Origin of the sequence: Streptomyces sp. C10-9-1 (assembly GCF_024497955.1) — a bacterium.
Taxonomy (GTDB): Bacteria; Actinomycetota; Actinomycetes; order Streptomycetales; family Streptomycetaceae; genus Streptomyces; species Streptomyces sanyensis.
Genome location: NZ_JANHKP010000001.1, coordinates 79,594 through 98,067, shown reverse-complemented (window position 1 = coordinate 98,067; position 18,474 = coordinate 79,594). Strand labels below are relative to the sequence as shown.

The window sequence follows — 18,474 nt, the reverse complement described above, 5'->3', positions numbered from 1 at the left end:
CGACCCCGGGCCGCTCCTCGCGGAGCGGCCCCGCACGCCCGCGGGACCGGGAGCGCTCAGCCCGCGTGGCGCGCCCGCCGGGCCCGGCGCCACAGTGCCGGGGCCGCGCTGAGCGCGACGGTCAGGGCCACGGCCGCCACCACGCCCTGCCAGGGCTCCGGGAACAGCGATCCGCCCAGGATGCCGATGAGGCCGTAGGTGGCCGCCCAGGCCAGGCAGGCGGGCGCGTCCCCGCGGGCGAACCGCCGCAGGCTCATGTGCGACAGCAGGCAGGCCAGCATCACCGGGATCCGCCCGGCCGGCACCAGGCGGGACAGCACCAGCACGGTCCCGCCGTGCGTCGCCAGCCGGTTCCGCGCCTGCTCCAGCCGGTCGGGGGCGGCACGGTCCCGCAGGGCGACCAGCCAGCGCGAGCCGTTGCGCGAGCGGACGCCGCGCGCCCCGAGCCAGTACAGGACCACGTCCCCCGTGAACGCGGCGAGCGAGGCGATCAGGAACACCGCGCCGAGGGCCAGCGGGGACGTCTGGTGGAACGCGACCACCGCCGCGGAACTGACCACCGCGCCGGTCGGCACCACGGGGACCAGCGCGCCCAGGGCCACCAGCAGGAACAGGGACGGATAGCCGACCGCCTGCTGGGTGGACTCCGGGGGCAGCACGCCCACGGTGTCCGAGAACTGACGCACGGCTCCGGCCAGAGCGGCGCTCACCGCCCCGCCTCCGGGCGGACGCGCTCGCCGTGCGCGAGGCGGTGGACGGCGACCCCGGGGGCCAGCCGGGCCGCCTTGCGGGCGAACTCGTCCCCGGGAGCGTAGAACTCGTGCGGCCGGACGGCGTCCATCCCGACGGGCCAGTAGGTGCCGTAGTGGACGGGTACCGCGGCCCGGGGCGCGAGGGCGGCCAGGGCCTCGGCCGCGCGGCCCGCGTCGAGGTGGCCGTGGCCGAGGTAGGGGCCCCAGCCCCCGACGGGCAGCAGCGCCACGTCCACGTGCCCCACCTCCTCGGCCATGGCGTCGAACAGACCCGTGTCACCGGCGAAGTAGGTGGCCGCCTCGCCGCTGACCACGTAGCCGAGCGCGGGCGCGTGATGGGGTCCGACCGGCAGGCGCCGGCCGTCGTGCGCCGCCCGCACGGCGCGCACCGCCACACCGCCCACCCGGACCTCCTCGCCCGCCGACACCTCGGTCACCGCGAACCCCGCCGCGGCGGCCGTGCGGCGCAGCCCCCGCACCGCGCGCAGCGCCCCGCGGGGCACGATCAGCCGGGTGCCGGGCGCCAGCCGCGCCAGGGAGGGCAGATGCAGGTGGTCGGAGTGCAGATGGGAGACGAGCACGGCGTCCGCGGCCGTCGCCTCGGCGGGCGGGAGCTCGCCCCGCCGCCTGCGGAGATGGGCGAACCTCCGCACCAGCAGCGGGTCCGTCAGGATCCGCACGCCGGAGTCCTCGATGGTGCAGGTGGCATGACCCCACCAGGTGACCTCCACCGGCACGTGCCGCCCTCCTCGCCGCCGCTCCCGCCCGGTCGCCTGCCCGGGGCGCGTACGCCTCCGAGGTTAGTTCGCCCCCGGCCCCCGCCGCGCCGGGGGCGGACCGCAGGGGCACCCCCGCGCTCTCCGCGCCTCCCGGCCGGTCGGGCACCCCGCCCCGCGCGGCGGCCCCCGGGGGGCGCACGGCGGTGCGTGCGCCCCCGCCCCCGCCGGGGTGCGCTCGGGCCGCGCAGCCCCCTCCACGCGGCCTGTGACAGGCTGGAGACCCGCGGTGGAGGGTGAGGTGAGCGCGAGTGGCCGCAGGCCGATGGAGCGCGGTGGGCGGCGCCGTCTTCAGGGTGGTGGCCGTGTGGGCCGTCTCCACCGCGACGATGCTGGTACTCGCCGGGGCGCTGCCGGACTTCCGGCTCCAGTCGGGCGACGGCGACTCGATCACCCGCACCGCCCTCACCGCCGCCTGGGGCGCCGGGGCCTTCGGCCTGCTCGGCGCGCTGGTGTGGCCGGTCGTCGTACGGGCCCTGCTGCTGGTGCCGGCCCTGCTGCTCGGGCTGCTGGTGTTCTTCCTCAACGGCTCGCTGCTGCTGCTCGCCCTCTGGCTCATCCCCGGCGGCCGCGGGGCGGCGGCACCCGAGACCGCCGTGGTGGTGGCCGCCGTGATGTCGGCCGTCGCCTCCGCGACCTCCACCGCGCTCGCCGTCCGGGACGACGACGCCTACCGGCGCAGGCTCTCCCGGCTGGCCCAGCGCAGGCGCCGCAGACGCGGCGGCGGCGACCTCGCCCCCGCCCCGCCCGGCACCGTCTTCCTGCAGCTCGACGGCGTGGGCCACGAGGTCCTGCGGCGCGCCGCCGACAGCGGGGTCATGCCGACGGTGGCCTCGTGGATCGGTGCCACCCACCGGCTGACGCCGTGGCGCACCGACTGGTCCAGCCAGACCGGCGCCAGCCAGCTCGGCATCCTGCACGGCTCCAACCACGACGTCCCGGCCTTCCGCTGGTACGAGAAGGACACCGGCCGGGTCATCGTCAGCAACCGGCCCTCCGGCGCCGCGGAACTCCAGCGGCGGGCGGTGGCCCGCACCGCCGACGGCGGGCTGCTCACCCTCGACGGGGCGAGCCGCGGCAACCTGTTCAGCGGCGGCGCCGACGAACTCGCGCTGGTGCTGTCGGTGGCGGCCCGGCGGGGCCGTGCCAACCGCTCCCGGGCCGGCTACTTCGCGTACTTCTCCGACCCCGCGAACGCGGTGCGCACCGCCGGGTCCTTCGTGGCGGAGGTGCTCCGGGAGATCGGGCAGTCCTCACGGGCCCGGTTGCGCGGGGACCGGCCGCGGGTCGGCCGGGGCGGCCTCTACCCGTTCATCCGCGCCTTCGCCACGGTCGTCGAGCGCGACGTGGTGGTCGCCGCGGTGATCGGGGACATGCTCGCCGGGCGGACGGTGGTCTACGCCGACCTCGTCGCCTACGACGAGGTGGCCCACCACTCGGGCCCCCACAGCGGGGACGCGCAGGACGTGCTGGAACGGCTCGACCGCTCCCTCGCGCTGATCGCCAAGGTGGCCGACCACGCGCCCCGCGAGTACCGGATCGTGGTGCTCTCCGACCACGGCCAGAGCCCCGGGACGACCTTCGAGGCGGCCTACGGGCTGACCCTGCGGGACCTGGTCCGGGCCGGTTGCGGGCTGCCCCTGCCGCGCCGTGCCCGGCGCTCCCGCAGTGGGGCCGAGGCCCGTGACGCCGCCCGCGACGCCCTGCGCACCGCCCTCCACCGGCAGCTCGACGAACCGGGCGAGGAGGCGGGCCCGGCGGAGGGACCCGACCCGGTCGTCCTCGCCTCGGGGAACCTGGCCCTGGTCTCGTTCCCGGACGTGCCGCACCGGATGAGCCGCGAGGAGATCGACCGCCGCCACCCCGCGCTGCTGCCCACGCTGGCCTCCCACCCCGGGGTCGGCTTCCTGCTGGTGCGCAGCGAGGAGCACGGTTCGCTGGTGCTCGGGAAGGACGGCGCCGAGATCCCCGTCGCCCGGCTGAGGGACGGCGCGCCCGGGCCGCTGGAGGTCTTCGGACCCGGCGCGGCGGCCGCCGTGCGCCGCACCGACGGCTTCCCGCACGTGGCCGACATCATGGTCAACTCCGTGTACGAGCCGCGGACCGGTGTCGTCCACGCCTTCGAGGAGCAGATCGGCTCGCACGGCGGGCTCGGCGGCGAGCAGTCCCGGCCCTTCCTGCTGTCCCCGTTCGAGCTGTCCCCGCCCGTCCCGGTCGGCGGGGAGCTGGCCGGCGCCGAGCAGGTGCACCGGGTGCTGCGCCGCTGGCTGAGGGAGGCGCAGGGGCCGGAGGTGCCGATCGCGCAGCCCCTGCGGACCGCCGTGCCCGCCGACCGCCGCCCGCCCGCCCGGCCCCCCTCGACGGGCGACGCCTCCCTGCCGGACGAGCGCCCGCTGCCGGACGAGCGCCCCGCCTGACGGGGCGCCGGCGGCACCGGTCCGGGGGGCGACCGCGGGGCGGCCCGGGGCCGAGAGCACGGGGGTGGAGTGGAGCGGTTGCGGGCCGCCATCCCCGCCCCTGGCACGACCGGCGCGCACGTGTCCTGGAGACCGGGTCCGGTGGCGGCGGCCACGTGGTGGCCGGTGCGATGTGCGGGGCGGAAGTTCCACGCCCCCGGCTGCGGCGGCTTCCTCGTTCCGGACGGCGAGCTGCCGCGGTTCCGCCCCGACCGGTCCGTGCCCGCCGGGCCGTCCACCGTCCGGACCGCTCCTCCGCGCGGCCGGGGCCCGGTGGTTCACGGGCCCAACGGGCTCCGGGGGGTGGGCGCGCGCAGGTGGGAGGCCGTCTCCTCGTCGGCCGGAAGGAAGGTCTCGATGGCCAGTTCGGCGACCGTCACGTCGAGCGGGGTGTTGAAGGTGGAGATCGAGGACACGAAGGTCAGGACCCGGCCCGCGTGCTCGATCCGCAGCGGCAGCGCGACGTACGGATGCCCCGCGAACGGGCCGTCCTCCCCGCCCTCGGGCCCCTCTCCCGCGGGCACCGGATAGCCCGCCACCTCCTCGTACAGGGCACGCAGCGCCGCCGAGCGGACGAGGGCGATCTGCCGCTGCATCTGCTCCAGCAGGTGGCCCCGCCACTGGCGCAGGTTGCGGATGCGCGGCGCGAGGCCCTCGGGGTGGAGCGTGAGCCGCATGGCGTTGAGCGGGGGAGCGAGCAGGTGCCCCGCGACGCCGTCGAGCAGCATCGTCACGCCCCGGTTGGCCGCCACCACCGTGTAGGTCCCGTCGACGACCAGGGCGGGGTAGGGCTCGTAGCCGAGGAGCAGCCGGTCGATGCCCTGCCGGAGGGCGCCCAGGGCCGGGGCGTCGACGGGGGTCTCGGCATAGCGCGGGGCGTACCCGGCCGCGAGGAGCAGCGCGTTGCGCTCGCGCACCGGTACGTCCAGGTGCTCGGCGAGGCGCAGCACCATGGCCTCGCTGGGCCGGGAGCGCCCGGTCTCGACGAAGCTGATGTGGCGGGCGGAGGAGTCGGCGCGCAGGGCGAGTTCCAGCTGGCTGACGCGTCGGCGCTCCCGCCAGCTCCGCAGCAGGGGCCCCACTGCCGTTCCGTTCGCGGCGGTCGTCATGGCCCGACCGTAGTACCTCCCGCCCGCCTCCCGCCGGGGCCGGGCGGGGCCCGTGCCGAGGCCGGTCAGCCGCGCGCCTCGCCGAGGAGGGCGGCGAGGGCCCGCTCGATGTCCATGGCGGCGCTCTCGTGGGCCGCGGGGACGGCGGCGTAGGTGTGCAGCAGGAAGCGGCGGAGGCTCGCGCTGTCGAACTGGAGCAGGGCCACCCCCTCGGGCGAGCGCAGCTCCACCATCGTCTGCGAGCGGGTGCAGGGCCAGATGTGCACATCGCCGTCGCCGGTCGGTGCGCGCAGCCCGCCGTCGAGCAGGCTCCGGGCGAACGTCCAGGTCACGGCGGACTCGCTGAGGCAGACCTCGGCGGGGAACACCATGCGGACGGCGAGCGGGTCGCTCCGGCGGTAGCGCAGGACCACCGGCACGCCCGAGGGGTGGGGGGTGTCGCTGATCAGGCGGGCGAGAACAGACTGCTCGACGGATTGCTCGATGGAGGATGACATCGCTCGCTCCTCTTGCTGCTGCGCGGATCTGCTCCTTCTGCACGGGACGACGACGTCACGGCAGGGCTCACCAGGACGCGAGCTACACCAGTGGCGCGTGTGACCTGTATCACTACCTTCGAACTCCGGAGGCGGAATGGCCAGCCCCTTGCGCCACCGGATTCCGGGATGATTCCGGCAGGTGACCGCCCCTGTCCGCTGCTGAGCGGCTGTGTCCGTCCAGGTCCGCTTTCGGGGCGGGGTGCGCACGGATCCCGGTCGGGCGGCGGATGCCGGGGCGCATGGCCCGGGTCCGCGCGCGGGGGTGCCGGTTCCGGGTGCGGTGCGCGTCGCACGGCGGCGGGGGGCGGCAGGAGAGCGCCCCGGCCGAACGGGGGATTTCGGCCGGGGCGATAGGTGAACGATAAATCATCCAGGCGTGCGCCGTGGAATCCCCGGGGGCCGATGTGACGCGTGCAACGCCGTCGGCGCCCTTTCCGCAGGGCAGCGGGGGTGAGCCCGGCGCGCGGCCGCCCTCCCGCCCCCGCCTCGGGCACCCCCGGCCGGCTCTCCCGCTAGAGCCGCGCCCCGCCCCGGGCGAGCACCGTGCCGAGCACCGAGGGCAGCGGGTACCAGTCGGAGGACGCCACGCTGGCGTGGTGGTCCGCCAGCAGCGCGACCCGGTCGAGCGCCTGCCGCTCGTCCGGTCGCGTCGCGTCGATGGCCGGGGCCACGCCGTGGGCGCTGGTCATGACGACCAGGTAGCCGTTGCGGTCGTACCAGCCCGTGTCGATCGTCCCGCCCGCGTAGGCGGCGGCGTCCCCGTCGAAGACCACGAACCACGGCCGGATCGAGGCGTCCGTGTAGCGGGTGCGCGGGTCGCCCGCGGCCGCGTGGTGGACGGCGGGGAAGGCGCCCGCCTCCGCGAGTCTGCCCGCGGCGCCGAGCCCGCGCAGGTGCTGGGCGTACTCCCGGTCGGTCCACAGGGAGTCCAGCGGGTTGCCCTCCTCCAGGGTTCCGGGGATCAGCTCCACCAGGAAGCGGCCGGCCAGGGCGGAGCGGGTGGGCCATCCGGACGTCCGGACCGCCGTGTCGAGGTCGGGGTGCCCGGCGGCCAGGTCCGCGGGGCGGAACAGCGCGTCCCCGAGGCGGGCCCTGAGCAGGGCGTCGAGTGCGGCGGGCCCGCGGCCCGCGTTGGCCTGGAAGCCGTCCTTGAGCTCCAGCTTGATCAGGATCGGCCGGTGTCCGGGGTTGGCGTCGTGCCAGGCCCGCAGGTCCGCGAGGCAGCCGCCCAGGTCGCGGTTGCGCGCGCCGGTGCGCAGCTCGCCCTCGCGGGTCGCGCCCGCGCAGTTGTTGGCGTTGCCGAACGGGTTGCTGTGCGAGACCCGCCAGGACCGGCCGAAGACATTGGTCCACACGTCGATCTCCAGCATTCCCGCCCCGGAGTCGAGCGCGTCCGCGAGGTAGGGGAACTTCGCCTGCTCGTAGGCGTTGTGCACGCCCACCGAGGTGGTCGCCGCGTACGGCAGCCGTCCCGGGTCGGCGCCGGCGGCGCCGGCGGGGGCGTGCGCGGCGGCGAGCATGCCGACGGTGGCGGCGGCGGTCGCGAGCGTGTGCAGGAGCTTCCCCATCTGCCCGTCCCTCTGTGTCACCGGCCGTGAGGCCGTGAATTGACATGTTCAGGTCGGGTGCAGACTAGGGGAGCCGGACGGGCCGCGGGAGTCCGCCTCCGGCCACGCGCGCGCCGGGTGGGCGCCCGCCCCGGGGACGGGGCAGCATGGCCGCATGCTGCTCGCCCGCGTCGCCGCCGCCTCCCGCGAGGTGGCCGCCACCTCCGCCCGCTCCGGCAAGACCGCGCTCCTGGCCGACCTGTTCGGACAGGCGCGCCCCGAGGACGTGGCGCCGGTGATCGCCTACCTCTCGGGTCGCCTGCCGCAGGGCCGTATCGGCATCGGGTGGCGCCTGCTCGGCGAGGAGGTTCCGGCCTCGGCGGAACCCACCCTCACCGTCGCGGAGACGGACGCGGCCCTCACCGCGATCGCCGGGACGACCGGACCCGGCTCCCGTGCCGCGCGCCGGGACGCGGTGCACGCGCTGCTGGGCGCGGCGACGGCGGAGGAGCAGCGCTTCCTGGTCCGGCTCCTCACCGGGGAGGTGCGCCAGGGCGCCCTGGACGCCGTGGCCTTGGAGGCCGTCGCCCGTGCCGCCGGAGTCCCCGCCGCCGACCTGCGCAGGGCCGTGATGCTCGACGGCTCGCTGCCGCGGGTCGCCCGTGCCGTCCTCGCCGACGGGGCCCCGGCGCTGACCCTGTTCCGGCTGCGGGTGGGCCGCCCCGTCCAGCCGATGCTCGCCCACTCGGCCGGAACCGTCGCCGAGGCGCTGGCGGCACTCGGCACCGCCTGCGCGGTGGAGGAGAAGCTGGACGGAATCCGGGTGCAGGTCCACCGCCGGGGCGGCGAGGTCCGCGTCTACACCCGCTCCCTGGAGGACGTCACCGACCGGCTCCCCGACGTCGCCGAGGCGGCCAGCCGACTGGCCGGCGACGGCTTCGTCCTGGACGGGGAGGTCATCGCCCTCACCCCCGGGGGCCGGCCCGCCCCCTTCCAGGACATCGCCTCCCGGGTCGGCTCGCGCTCCGACGTCGCGGCCGCCCGGGCCGCCCTGCCGCTGTCGCCGGTCTACTTCGACCTCCTCGCCGCCGACGGGACCGGCCTGCTGGACCTGCCCGCCCGCGAGCGGCATGCGCGCCTGGCCGCACTGGTCCCCGAGGACCTGCGCGTACGCCGCCTCACGGTCGAGGACCCGGCCTCCGCCGAGGAGGCGGACGCCGCGCGGCGCTTCTTCGACCGGGCCCTGCGCGACGGCCGCGAGGGCGTGGTGGTCAAGTCCCTGGACGCGCCCTACTCGGCGGGCCGCCGCGGCCGCTCCTGGCTCAAGGTCAAACCGGTCCGCACCCTCGACCTGGTGGTGGTCGCCGTGGAGCGCGGCCACGGGCGGCGCACCGGGCTGCTCTCCAACCTCCACCTCGCCGCCCGGGGCGCCGACGGCCGCATGGTGATGCTCGGCAAGACGTTCAAGGGGCTCACCGACGCGATGCTCGCCTGGCAGACCGAGTACCTGGGCCGCCTCGCCGTGCGGGACGACGGCAGGACCGTCACCGTCCGCCCCGAACTGGTCGTCGAGATCGCCTACGACGGCCTCCAGCGGTCGGCCCGCTACCCGGCGGGCGTGGCCCTGCGCTTCGCCCGCGTCGTACGCCACCGGCCCGACAAGAGCGCCGCGGAGGCCGACACCGTCGAGCACGTGCTCGCCACGGGCGGCGCGCCGGACGCCCCCGCCGCGCCCGGGCGCTGAGGGCGCGGCCCGGGCGCCTCACCGCCCCGCGAGCACCCGGTCGGCGAAGGCCGCCAGATTCGACCCCGTCCGCGCGATCCGCTCCTCCAGGGTCAGCGACTCCTCGGGGCGGCCGTGGCGCAGCCGCGGCTGCTTCCTGCCCCGCACGTAGAGCGAGCAGTCGAGATCCGCGCAGAGGTAGGTCCCCACGCTGTTCCCCTCGCGGCCCGCGCTCCCGGCGAGCGGCGCCGCGAACAGGGCCACGCCCGAGGCCGCGTGCGAGGTCAGGCACACCTGGCACATGCTGGACCTGACCGCACTGGTGCGCGAGCTGCCCGGCACCCGCAGCGCGATGCCGCACGGGCCCTCCTCCCGCGGGACGACCAGATAGGCCCGGAGCGGCGCCCCCGGGTCGGTCCACCCCAGGAAGTCGAGGTCCTCCCAGGGGCGTTCGGCGAAGTCGAGGGGCAGCCGCATGCGCGCCGCCTCGCCCTTGGTGCAGTTGACGAAGGACGAGCGGATCTGTCTGTCGGTCAGGGGTTCCACCCGGTGAACGTACACGCGCGTCCCGGTGCACGCAGCCCGGTTTCCGGGCATCGGCCCTATGGTGGCCCCGACCGGCACACCGCCCCACGTCCCCGCACCGAAGGAGCACGGCCATGCCCACCGAGCCGCTGTCGCAGAAGGAGATCGAGGACCGCCTGAGGGAACTGCCGGGCTGGTCCCAGGAGAACGGGCGCCTCACCCGCGGCTACCGCCTCGGCTCGCATATCGCCGCGACCGCCCTGGTGGTGCACGTGGCCCGGATCCAGGAGGAGCTCAACCACCACTCCGACCTCACACTCGGCTACGACACCGTCCGGCTCAGCGTCCACTCGCACGACGCGGACGCCCTCACCGACCGGGACTTCACCCTCGCCCGCCGGGTCGAGGACGCCGCGGCCGCCCACGGGGCCGCCTGACCGCCCGGCCCGGAAACGCGCCGCACACGCCCCGCACCGGCGGCCGCCGGTGCGGGGCGGGGACCCGCGGCTCAGGCCATGCTGAAGAGGGCCGGGTCCGGGCCCAGCCGGCGCCCCTCGTCCAGCGCCGCCAGGGCGGCCAGATCGTCGGCGTCCAGCTCGAAGCCGAACAGGTCGATGTTCTCGGCGATCCGCGAGGGGGTCACCGACTTGGGGATCACCACGTTGCCCAGCTGGAGGTGCCAGCGCAGCACCACCTGGGCGGGGCTGCGCCCGTGCTTCTGCGCGACGGCCACCACCGTCGGCACCTCCAGCAGCCCCCGGCCCTGGCCGAGCGGCGACCACGCCTCGGTCGCGATGCCGTGCCGGGCGTGCACCTCCCGGGCGGCGGCCTGCTGGAGCTGCGGGTGGAGTTCGATCTGGTTCACCGCGGGGACCACGGAGGTCTCGCCGATCAGCCGCTCGAGGTGCTCGGGCAGGAAGTTCGACACGCCGACGGCCCTGGCGCGCCCCTCGGCGGCGATCTCCTCCAGGGCCCGGTACGTCTCCACGTAGAGGTCCTTGGCCGGCATCGGCCAGTGGATCAGGTAGAGGTCCACGTACTCCAGGCCCAGTCGGCCGAGGGAGGCGTCGAAGGCGCGCAGCGTCGCGTCCCTGCCCTGCTCGCTGTTCCACAGCTTGGTGGTGACGAAGAGCTCCTCGCGGGGCAGGCCCGAGGCGGCGACGGCCTCGCCGGTGCCCTTCTCGTTCTCGTATACGGCGGCGGTGTCGATGCTGCGGTAGCCGGCCTCCAGGGCCGTGCCGACCGCCGTGCGCGCCTCGTCGTCCGGCACCTGCCAGACACCGAAGCCGAGCTGCGGCATGGTGACACCGTTGTTGAGGGTGATGGAGGGGACCTTGGTCACGACCGGTCTCGATCCTTACGTCGTCGTCGGGTGTACTCCGAGCCCCAACGATCACACACCCGGACACATTCCCGCATGCCCGCACACCGGGCGGACCGCGTCCGCCCGCGGCGCCCGGGACGGGCGCGCGAGCCCGCCCCCCGTCAGCGGTAGAGCGCGGACACCTCCGCCGCGTAGGCCTTCTCGATCGCCCGGCGCTTCAGCTTCAGCGAGGGGGTCAGCAGCCCGTGCTCCTCGCTGAACGGGTGCGCCAGGATGCGGAAGGTGCGGATCGACTCGGCCTGCGAGACCAGGGTGTTCGCCGTGACGACCGCACGGCGTATCTCCGCCTCCAGGCCCGGATCCCGCACCAGCTCGGCCGGGGCCAGGGCCCCCCGGCCCTGCAGGGAGAGCCAGTGCTCCACCGCCTCCGGGTCGAGCGTCACCAGGGCGGCCACGTACGGGCGGTCGTTGCCGACGACGAGGCACTGCGCCACCAGCGGGTGCGCCCGCACGCGTTCCTCCAGGCCCGTCGGGGACACGGTCTTGCCCCCGGAGGTCACCAGCACCTCCTTCTTGCGCCCGGTGATGGTGAGGTAGCCGTCCGCGTCGAGGGAGCCGAGGTCGCCGGTCGCCAGCCAGCCGTCGTGCAGTACGGTGCGTGTGGCCTCGGGGTCGTTCAGGTACCCGGAGAAGACATGGGCGCCGCGCAGCCACACCTCGCCGTCCTCCGCGATGTGCACGCTCGTCCCCGGCACGGGCATGCCCACGGTCCCGTAGCGCGGCTTCTCCGGGGGGTTGGCCGTGGCGGCCGCCGAGGTCTCGGTCAGGCCGTACCCCTCGTACACGGTCACTCCCGCACCCGCGAAGAACAGGCCCAGCCTGCGGTTCATCGCGGAGCCGCCCGACATCGCGTGGCGGACCCGTCCGCCCAGCGCCGCCCTCACACGGGAGTAGACCAGCTTCTCGTACAGCTGGTGCTGGACCCGCAGTCCCGCCGACGGGCCGGGGCCCTGCCCGAAGGCCCGGTGCTCCAGCGCCTCGGCGTAGCGCACCGCCACCTCCACCGCCTTGTCGAAGGCACCCGCCCTGCCCTCCGTCTCCGCCCTGCGGCGGGCCGCGTGGAAGACCCGCTCGAAGACGTACGGCACGGCCAGCACGAAGGTCGGGCGGAAGGAGGCCAGGTCCGGCAGGAGTTCGGCGGCCGCCAGCGCCGGCTGGTGCCCCAGGGTGACCCGGGCCCGCACCGCCGCGATCTCGACCATGCGCCCGAAGACGTGGGACAGCGGCAGGAACAGCAGCGTGGACGCCTCGTCCCCGGGCCGGGAGCGGAAGACCGGCTCCCAGCGCGAGGCCATCGTGTCCGCCTCGAACATGAGGTTGGCGTGGGTCAGGACGCACCCCCTGGGACGCCCCGTGGTGCCCGAGGTGTAGATCACCGTGGCCACCGAGTCCGGCGTGACCGCCCGCCGGTGCCGGTGCACGGTCTCCGACTCGATCCGCTCCCCGGCCGCCGTCAGCTCCGCCACGGCTCCGGCGTCGAGCTGCCACAGCCGCTTCAGCTGGGGCAGCCGGTCCATGATCGAGCCGACCGTCATCGCGTGGTCCTCGTGCTCCACCACGCAGGCCGAGGCCCCCGAGTCCTGGAGGATCCAGGAGACCTGCTCGGCCGAGGAGGTCGGGTAGACGGGGACGGGCTGGGCGCCCACCGTCCACAGCGCGAAATCGAAGAGCGTCCACTCGTAGCGGGTACGGGACATCAGGGCCACCCGGTCGCCGAAGCGCACCCCCTGCGCCAGCAGCCCCTTGGCCAGCGCCAGCACCTCGTCCCGGAACCGCGCGGAGGCCACGTCCCGCCAGGCGCCCGCGGCGTCCTTGCGCCGGAGCGCGATCCGGTCGGGTTCCTGCTCCGCATGGTCGAAGACGGCATCCGCCAGACCGCCGACCTGCGGTGCCGCGGCCATCGGGGGGACGGTGAACTCGCGCAATGGCCTGCTCCTTGTGGCGCTCCGCACAGCGCCGCGACGCTACCCCACCCTCCGCCCGTGCGGGAGGGGCCGTGCACACACCGGGACCCGCGGCGGCGGCACGGGTGGCCGGGGGCGCCGGAACGGGGGAGACGGCTGGTGACAAGCATTCTTACCCCGGGGTAAGAACGCGCCGGGCCGGTGCGGCGCGATCTCCACCGAATCCCTGCGGCATCCGTACGGACCGGTCACCTCCCACCCGGGGCGGGAGGTGCCCCTCCCACCGGTGCCTGGAGCCGGTCACCGGCCGCCAGCAGCGCCCTGGCCAGAGCGCCCGCGGCCTCCTGCGCGGTCGCGGGCCGCCGCCCGTAGAGCAGCACGAAATCCACGTCGCCCAGATCCGGCAGGCCCACCCGCTCGGGGAGCGGCACCAGCCCCGGCGGGACGAGCCCCCGGGTGTGCGCCATCACGCCGAGCCCCGCGCGGGCCGCGGCGACCAGACCGCTGAGGCTGCCGCTGGTGCAGGCCACGCGCCAGGCCCGGCCCTCGCGCTCCAGCGCGTCCAGTGCGCGGGCGCGGGTCACGGCCGGCTGCGGGAACAGGATCAGCGGCAGCGGGCGGTCGGGGTCCGGGCGGAAGCCCTCGGCGGCGATCCACACCATCCGGTCCCGCCACACCAGCTCCCCGCGGGCAGCCCCCGCGTCCTGCCCGGCACCGCGTTTGGCGAGCACCAGATCGAGCCGCCCCGCCTCCAGCCTGCGGTGCAGGGTGCCGGACAGCTCCACGGTGAGCTCCAGGTCGACGTCCGGATGCTCGTGCCGGAAGGACTCCAGGATCTCCGGGAGGCGGGTCAGCACGAAGTCCTCGGAGGCCCCGAAGCGCAGCCGGCCGCGCAGCCGGGTGCCGCCGAAGAAGGCCGCCGCCCGCTCGTGGGCCGTCAGGATCGTGCGCGCGAAGCCGAGCATCGCCTCGCCGCCCTCGGTCAGCTCCACGGTGTGGGTGTCCCGCGTGAACAGGGCCCGGCCCGTGGCCTCCTCCAGTCTCCGCACGTGCTGGCTGACCGTGGACTGGCGCAGTCCGAGCCGTCGGGCCGCCTGCGTGAAGCTCAGCGTCTGCGCCACGGCCAGGAACGTCCGCAGCTGGTTCGGGTCGTACAGGGGCGACGGGGCGGGCATGGCACGAGCCTAAGCCCGGGCCCGCCGGTGAACCGGCCGGGAGCGCGGGGGAGCGGCCCCGGCGGCCGGCCCCCGCCGCGGAGTGCGAGCACGCGGTGGGGACGAGCGCCGAGGAGACGGCCCGCGCGTTCCCGCTCCGGGTGAGGTCGGGCGGCGTCCCGGCCGGCCGGCCGCTTCCCGACCGGCCGCTTCCCGACCGGCCGCTTCCCGGCCGGCCGGGCCCTGGCCCACCGGGTCGTCGCGGAGGCACCCGCGGTCGTGGAGCGCACACCGCAGCAGCACGCCGACCACGTCCGCTGGATGCCCGACGCCTACGGTTCCTTCCCCCTCACCGTGGACGAGCTGATCGCCGAGGACGACCGGGTGTACGCCCGATGGGCCCGCACCGGACGGCACGGCGGGCGGATCGGCCCCCACCCGCCCACCGACGCCGAACTCACCGAGACCGCGAGCGCCGTCCACCGCGTCGAGGACCGGCCGATCGCCGGGTACCGGATCCGGATCGACCGCCGGGGGACCACCGCCCGGCGGGAGCGGACCGCCGCTTCCGGCTGACCTCTCCCCGCCCGCGGCGCTGCCCCCGAGCCCGGGCCGCCCCCCCACCGAGCCCGGGCCGCGCCCCGGCTCGCCGTCGGCCGCGGCACACCGGGCCAGCCCCTGACCCGAGGGCCGCCCATCATGGAGCGTGATGACAGTCAGTGCGGTGTACGGGTTTCCCGATCGCCCTCGGGCGCGGATCATGGGCGGGTACGTTCCCCCGACCGCCGCCGAACGGACCCATGAACCGCCCCCGCCTCCCGCGTGCGCCGCTGCGGGCCCTCCGCCGCCCGCCGGTCGACCCCTACGTCCTGGCCCTGCTGGCCACCGTGGGGCTCGCCGCCCTGCTGCCCGCCTCCGGCACCGCCGCCGAGGCCGCGGACGGGGCGGCCACCGCCGCCGTGGCACTGCTGTTCTTCCTCTACGGGGCCCGCCTGTCGACGCGGGAGGTCCTGGACGGACTCCGCCACTGGCGGCTCCATCTGACGGTGCTCGCCGCCACCTTCGCCGTCTTCCCGCTCCTCGGGCTCGCGGCCCGCGCCACCGCCGGGCCGCTGCTCACCCCGGAACTCGCCGACGGGCTGCTCTTCCTGTGCCTCGTCCCGTCGACGATCCAGTCCTCGATCACCTTCACCTCGATGGCACGCGGCAACGTGCCCGCGGCCGTCTGCGCCGGCTCCTTCTCCAGCCTCGCCGGCCTCGTCCTCACGCCGGTGCTGGCCGCCCTGCTCCTCGGCGGCACCGCCGGCGGGGTGTCGCCGGAGGGGCTCCTGCGGATCGCACTCCAGCTGCTCGTCCCCTTCCTGGCCGGGCAGCTCCTGCGGCGCGCGCTCCGCGGGCTCCTCGACCGGCACCGCATGCTCCTCGGCCGCGTCGACCGGGGCGCCATCCTGCTGGTCGTCTACACGGCCTTCAGCGAGGGGATGACCGCAGGGATCTGGGGCCGGGTCACCCCGGGGCGCCTGGCCGCGCTGCTGGGCGCCGAGGCCCTGCTGCTCGCCGCGATGCTCGCCCTCACCTGGTACGGAGCGCGGCGTCTGGGGTTCGGACGCGCCGACCGCGTCGCCATCCAGTTCGCCGGCTCCAAGAAGAGCCTCGCCGCCGGACTGCCCATGGCCTCCGTGCTGTTCGGCGCCCAGGCGGCCCTCGCCGTGCTGCCGCTGATGCTCTTCCACCAGATGCAGCTGATGGTGTGCGCCGTGATCGCCAAGCGGCGCGGACGCGACCCCGGGGACGGGGGTCCCGCAGCGGAGCCCGCGGCCGGGCGCCCCGGGACCGTCCCGGTCTGATCACCCGCCCGGCCGCGGGCGCCGTGCGCATGATCGACGCCTCGCCCCCGGACGGCCACCCCGCGGTGCCGCCCCGGCCCGCGGGCTCCGGGGAGCGCCGGGTGACGACGGCCTTCGCGCCACCCCCTTCGGAGCCCGCCCCTGCACCCCGGCCGTCCGCCGAGGCCGCTGCTGCGGCGACGGACACAGGAACCCGGGCGCCGACCACGCGGGCCACCTCGCCCGCCTCCACCCGGCGTCCCCGGCCTCCGCGGGCCGCTTCGCCGTCCGCACCGGCGACCGCCTCGGCCCCCGCGGCCAGGCCGACGTCACCGTGGTGCAGCCCTCCGCCGAGGGGCGCCGCCGCGGGGCCCGCGCCGCCCGGATCGGCCGGGAGCCGCTCGACGAGGACGCCGTCGAGGACGTCGTCCGCCGGGCGGGGGCGGGGGACCGGGAATCGCCGAACCCCCGGCCGCCCGCACCCTCCAGATGATCCCGCCGCCCTCCCTGGCCCGCCGCTGGCCTCGGGGGGCCAGGGGCCCTCAGGCGTCCGCGAGCACGGAGTCGTAGGGGGTGCTCGTGCGGCGTGCGGACATGAAGGAGAGGAAGTCGCCGACGAAGGCGCTCCGGCCGCAGACCCCGTCGCCGCCGGTGAGGTCGCGGTGGAAGGCGGTCCGGAACAGGGCCCGGTACTCGTCCGCGTCGATGGTCCCGCTGCCGTCCTTGTCGGTGGCGTCGAAGAGCACCTCGGCCACGCGGATGAGGGCGGGCCCCGCGAGTGAGGGGACGGCCGCGGCGTACTCCTCGGCGCTGACGCGCCCGTCGCCGTCCGCGTCGAGGGCGGCTTGGAGCTCGCGCCACCAGGCCGCGAAGGCGTCGTAGAGCCGGGTCTCCTCGGGCTCGTCCAGGTCCAGGCGGGTGCAGAGTTCACGGGCCATGGCGGCCAGGTCGGGCCAGTCGAGGTAGCCGTCGCCCGTCTGGTCGAGCACCTGCCGGAAGAACTCCTCCGCCGAACGCCGGTCCTCCCCCCGGCCCGCGGCGGAGGCCGGACGCGCGGTGGGCGCCGGGTCCCCACCGGAGCCCTCGCCCAGTGGGGTGAGGAGGCGGAGCAGGGCCGACGCCCGCTTCATGCGGCTGTGCAGGGCCGCGGCGGTCCGGGACTGCGGGTCCTCGTCCCCGGGCGAGAGGGTCAGCAGGCGGATGGCGCTCTCGGCGTCGAGCCAGCCCTCGGGCAGGAAGCGCGCCAGCCCGGCGGCGAGGTAGGCACCCTGCATGAGGCTGCGGGCACCGGGCATCTCCGGCAGGCAGGCCCTCCGGCGGTACGGTTCGGGCAGCGAGGCGACGGTGATCGCGCCGAGGAGCGGCCCGGCGACGGCACGGCCCGCCGCCCACAGCGTCGGCGCGCCGTCGAGCAGCGCCGGGGCGGGCAGGTGGTCGAAGAGCCGGAAGAGGATGACACGCGCGGCCTCGGTGTTCTCCAGCTCGTTCTCGACGACCCGGTCGAAGTACCGCCAGAAGCCGGGGAGGTCCTCGGGGAGTTCCGAGGCGTCACCGTCGAGGACGGCGAGGAACGCGCGGTGCTCCGCGTACAGCCGCTCCACGGCGTCCCCGTCGAGGGGCTGGCCGCTCAGCCGGCACATGGTGACGGCACTTTCGAAGAGGGTGGCGACCACCCAGGCGCGGGTGGGGCGGTCCATCGCGTCGTAGGCCCGGCCCCGGCTGTCGGAGCCGCTCATGCGGCCGTGCAGCCGGTTGAGCCTGGCGGCCTCCCGCTCGCGTACCGCGGGGTCGGCGTCGAACATGCGCCGCAGGCTCAGCAGCGTGTTGCGGAGCCTGCGCCAGGGGTGGGCGACGAAGGTGGAGTTGGCGACGAGGGCGGCGCCGACCTGTGGGTGGGCCGCCTCCAGCACCGTTGCGCGGATGAGGGCGAGCGCCCAGCGGGGATCGTCGAAGAACGCCCCGAAGTGCGAGTCGGGGCCGAGGAGGTCGGGACCGCCGGCCGGTCGCCCGGCGTCCGTGCGGGGCGCGTCCTCGCCGCTCGAACCGGTCGTCATCGGGTGTCTCCGTTCGTCTGGGGCGGCAGGCCGCCGAAGCGGCGCTCCCGGCGCCCGTAGCTGTGCAGGCAGGCAAGGAAGTCGGGGGCCCGGAAGTCCGGCCAGAGCACCTCGGGGAAGACCCACTCGGCGTAGGCCACCTTCCAGAGCATGAAGTTGGAGATGCGCTGCTCGCCGGAGGTGCGGATGACGAGGTCCACGTCCGGGGTGTCGGGGAACGGCAGATGCGCCGCGAAGAGCTGCTCGGTCACCTCCTCGGCGGGCGTCCCGCCGCGGATCAGCGAGCGGGCCGCCTCCACGATGTCCCGGCGCCCGCCGTGGTCGAAGGCCACGGTCAGCGTCATGGCCCGGTTGCCGCCGGTCAGCGTGGTCAGGTCCTCGAAGTCCCGGGCCAGTCCGGGGGGGATCCGCGGGTCGGAGACGCCGAGGAAGCGGCAGCGGATGCCGCGGGCCAGGAGCAGCGGCGCGTGCTTGCGCACGACCCGGCGCACGAGCCGCATCAGGTGGTCGACCTCGGCACCGGGCCGGTTCCAGTTCTCGGTGGAGAAGGCGTACAGGCTCAGCCACTCCACACCGGCCGACCTGGCCGCCTCGATGACGTCGATGACGGTGGCCTCGGCGGCCTCGTGGCCGGCCGTGCGCGGCAGCGAACGCCGCTTCGCCCAGCGGCCGTTGCCGTCCATCACGCAGGCCACGTGCCGGGGCCGACCCGGCCGGGGCTGTGC

At 76.1% G+C, this 18,474-nt stretch carries 17 protein-coding genes; 6 read left to right on the top strand and 11 right to left on the bottom strand.

All coding sequences use genetic code 11. The annotated features are described in order from the left end of the window. Nucleotides 1-56: 56 nt before the first annotated feature. Both NPS70_RS00490 and NPS70_RS00485 read right to left on the bottom strand, forming a co-directional pair. On the bottom strand, nucleotides 57-710 hold the full coding sequence (locus NPS70_RS00490) for a VTT domain-containing protein (protein WP_256521429.1): 654 nt from the start codon (nucleotides 708-710) through the stop codon (nucleotides 57-59). After that, nucleotides 707-1,489, bottom strand: a complete 783-nt coding sequence (locus NPS70_RS00485) for an MBL fold metallo-hydrolase (RefSeq protein WP_256521424.1) — start codon at nucleotides 1,487-1,489, stop codon at nucleotides 707-709. The genes NPS70_RS00490 and NPS70_RS00485 overlap by 4 nt, the downstream gene beginning before the upstream one ends. Nucleotides 1,490-1,779: 290 nt before the next feature. On the opposite strand from NPS70_RS00485, the gene NPS70_RS00480 reads away from it, so the two are divergent. Beyond that, nucleotides 1,780-3,945 carry a phage holin family protein gene (locus NPS70_RS00480; protein WP_256521422.1) on the top strand — a complete coding sequence of 722 codons (2,166 nt, stop codon included), beginning with the start codon at nucleotides 1,780-1,782 and terminating at the stop codon, nucleotides 3,943-3,945. A gap of 317 nt (nucleotides 3,946-4,262) precedes the next feature. On the opposite strand, the gene NPS70_RS00475 is transcribed toward NPS70_RS00480, so the two are convergent. The 3 genes from NPS70_RS00475 to NPS70_RS00465 all read right to left on the bottom strand — a co-directional run bounded on the left by NPS70_RS00475 (nucleotide 4,263) and on the right by NPS70_RS00465 (nucleotide 7,200). Next, a complete protein-coding gene (locus tag NPS70_RS00475) occupies nucleotides 4,263-5,093 on the bottom strand; it encodes a helix-turn-helix domain-containing protein (protein ID WP_256521419.1) in 831 nt (276 codons plus the stop codon). 65 nt (nucleotides 5,094-5,158) lie between these two features. After that, entirely contained in the window at nucleotides 5,159-5,590 is a 432-nt protein-coding gene (locus tag NPS70_RS00470) for an SsgA family sporulation/cell division regulator (protein WP_256521418.1), read from the bottom strand. A 554-nt stretch (nucleotides 5,591-6,144) separates the two neighbouring features. Continuing rightward, entirely contained in the window at nucleotides 6,145-7,200 is a 1,056-nt protein-coding gene (locus tag NPS70_RS00465; RefSeq protein ID WP_256521416.1) for a phosphatidylinositol-specific phospholipase C domain-containing protein, read from the bottom strand. Between the two features lie 154 nt (nucleotides 7,201-7,354). On the opposite strand from NPS70_RS00465, the gene NPS70_RS00460 reads away from it, so the two are divergent. Beyond that, on the top strand, nucleotides 7,355-8,923 hold the full coding sequence (locus NPS70_RS00460; RefSeq protein WP_256521413.1) for an ATP-dependent DNA ligase: 1,569 nt from the start codon (nucleotides 7,355-7,357) through the stop codon (nucleotides 8,921-8,923). An 18-nt stretch (nucleotides 8,924-8,941) separates the two neighbouring features. Here NPS70_RS00460 and NPS70_RS00455 read toward each other — a convergent pair whose 3' ends face one another. Continuing rightward, nucleotides 8,942-9,448: an FBP domain-containing protein gene (locus NPS70_RS00455; RefSeq protein ID WP_256521412.1), complete on the bottom strand. Its 507-nt coding sequence runs from the start codon at nucleotides 9,446-9,448 to the stop codon at nucleotides 8,942-8,944. Nucleotides 9,449-9,561: 113 nt separating this feature from the next. On the opposite strand from NPS70_RS00455, the gene NPS70_RS00450 reads away from it, so the two are divergent. Further along, nucleotides 9,562-9,864, top strand: coding sequence for a 4a-hydroxytetrahydrobiopterin dehydratase (locus tag NPS70_RS00450; RefSeq protein ID WP_256521411.1), 303 nt, complete (start codon nucleotides 9,562-9,564; stop codon nucleotides 9,862-9,864). Between the two features lie 71 nt (nucleotides 9,865-9,935). Here the strand turns inward: NPS70_RS00450 and NPS70_RS00445 are convergent, their stop codons facing one another. The 3 genes from NPS70_RS00445 to NPS70_RS00435 all read right to left on the bottom strand — a co-directional run bounded on the left by NPS70_RS00445 (nucleotide 9,936) and on the right by NPS70_RS00435 (nucleotide 13,890). Beyond that, nucleotides 9,936-10,769 carry an aldo/keto reductase gene (locus NPS70_RS00445; RefSeq protein ID WP_256521409.1) on the bottom strand — a complete coding sequence of 278 codons (834 nt, stop codon included), beginning with the start codon at nucleotides 10,767-10,769 and terminating at the stop codon, nucleotides 9,936-9,938. A gap of 143 nt (nucleotides 10,770-10,912) precedes the next feature. Further along, nucleotides 10,913-12,712 (bottom strand): long-chain fatty acid--CoA ligase, encoded by a 1,800-nt coding sequence (locus tag NPS70_RS00440; RefSeq protein ID WP_256522174.1) that lies wholly within the window; start codon nucleotides 12,710-12,712, stop codon nucleotides 10,913-10,915. 251 nt (nucleotides 12,713-12,963) lie between these two features. After that, nucleotides 12,964-13,890: a LysR substrate-binding domain-containing protein gene (locus tag NPS70_RS00435; RefSeq protein WP_256521408.1), complete on the bottom strand. Its 927-nt coding sequence runs from the start codon at nucleotides 13,888-13,890 to the stop codon at nucleotides 12,964-12,966. A gap of 258 nt (nucleotides 13,891-14,148) precedes the next feature. Between NPS70_RS00435 and NPS70_RS00430 the strand changes: the two genes are divergently transcribed. The 3 genes from NPS70_RS00430 to NPS70_RS28650 all read left to right on the top strand — a co-directional run bounded on the left by NPS70_RS00430 (nucleotide 14,149) and on the right by NPS70_RS28650 (nucleotide 16,188). Next, complete coding sequence (locus tag NPS70_RS00430; protein WP_256521407.1) at nucleotides 14,149-14,445, top strand: ester cyclase; 297 nt, start codon at nucleotides 14,149-14,151, stop codon at nucleotides 14,443-14,445. Between the two features lie 224 nt (nucleotides 14,446-14,669). After that, on the top strand, nucleotides 14,670-15,716 hold the full coding sequence (locus tag NPS70_RS00420; protein ID WP_256521406.1) for a bile acid:sodium symporter family protein: 1,047 nt from the start codon (nucleotides 14,670-14,672) through the stop codon (nucleotides 15,714-15,716). Between the two features lie 313 nt (nucleotides 15,717-16,029). Continuing rightward, a complete protein-coding gene (locus NPS70_RS28650) occupies nucleotides 16,030-16,188 on the top strand; it encodes a hypothetical protein (protein WP_308314964.1) in 159 nt (52 codons plus the stop codon). 49 nt (nucleotides 16,189-16,237) lie between these two features. Here the strand turns inward: NPS70_RS28650 and NPS70_RS00410 are convergent, their stop codons facing one another. Both NPS70_RS00410 and uppS read right to left on the bottom strand, forming a co-directional pair. Then, nucleotides 16,238-17,749, bottom strand: coding sequence for an oxygenase MpaB family protein (locus tag NPS70_RS00410; protein ID WP_256521404.1), 1,512 nt, complete (start codon nucleotides 17,747-17,749; stop codon nucleotides 16,238-16,240). Beyond that, on the bottom strand, nucleotides 17,746-18,432 hold the full coding sequence (uppS, locus tag NPS70_RS00405; protein ID WP_256522173.1) for a polyprenyl diphosphate synthase: 687 nt from the start codon (nucleotides 18,430-18,432) through the stop codon (nucleotides 17,746-17,748). The genes NPS70_RS00410 and uppS overlap by 4 nt, the downstream gene beginning before the upstream one ends. Nucleotides 18,433-18,474: the final 42 nt, after the last annotated feature.

What these genes read in the sequence shown, in the direction of transcription:
- NPS70_RS00475 (WP_256521419.1), bottom strand. Translation starts at nt 5,093, where the DNA reads ATGACGACCGCCGCGAACGGAACGGCAGTGGGGCCCCTGCTGCGGAGC.
- NPS70_RS00470 (WP_256521418.1), bottom strand. Translation starts at nt 5,590, where the DNA reads ATGTCATCCTCCATCGAGCAATCCGTCGAGCAGTCTGTTCTCGCCCGC.
- NPS70_RS00465 (WP_256521416.1), bottom strand. Translation starts at nt 7,200, where the DNA reads ATGGGGAAGCTCCTGCACACGCTCGCGACCGCCGCCGCCACCGTCGGC.
- NPS70_RS00460 (WP_256521413.1), top strand. Translation starts at nt 7,355, where the DNA reads ATGCTGCTCGCCCGCGTCGCCGCCGCCTCCCGCGAGGTGGCCGCCACC.
- NPS70_RS00450 (WP_256521411.1), top strand. Translation starts at nt 9,562, where the DNA reads ATGCCCACCGAGCCGCTGTCGCAGAAGGAGATCGAGGACCGCCTGAGG.
- NPS70_RS00440 (WP_256522174.1), bottom strand. Translation starts at nt 12,712, where the DNA reads ATGGCCGCGGCACCGCAGGTCGGCGGTCTGGCGGATGCCGTCTTCGAC.
- NPS70_RS00435 (WP_256521408.1), bottom strand. Translation starts at nt 13,890, where the DNA reads ATGCCCGCCCCGTCGCCCCTGTACGACCCGAACCAGCTGCGGACGTTC.
- NPS70_RS00420 (WP_256521406.1), top strand. Translation starts at nt 14,670, where the DNA reads ATGAACCGCCCCCGCCTCCCGCGTGCGCCGCTGCGGGCCCTCCGCCGC.
- NPS70_RS00410 (WP_256521404.1), bottom strand. Translation starts at nt 17,749, where the DNA reads ATGACGACCGGTTCGAGCGGCGAGGACGCGCCCCGCACGGACGCCGGG.
- uppS (WP_256522173.1), bottom strand. Translation starts at nt 18,432, where the DNA reads ATGGACGGCAACGGCCGCTGGGCGAAGCGGCGTTCGCTGCCGCGCACG.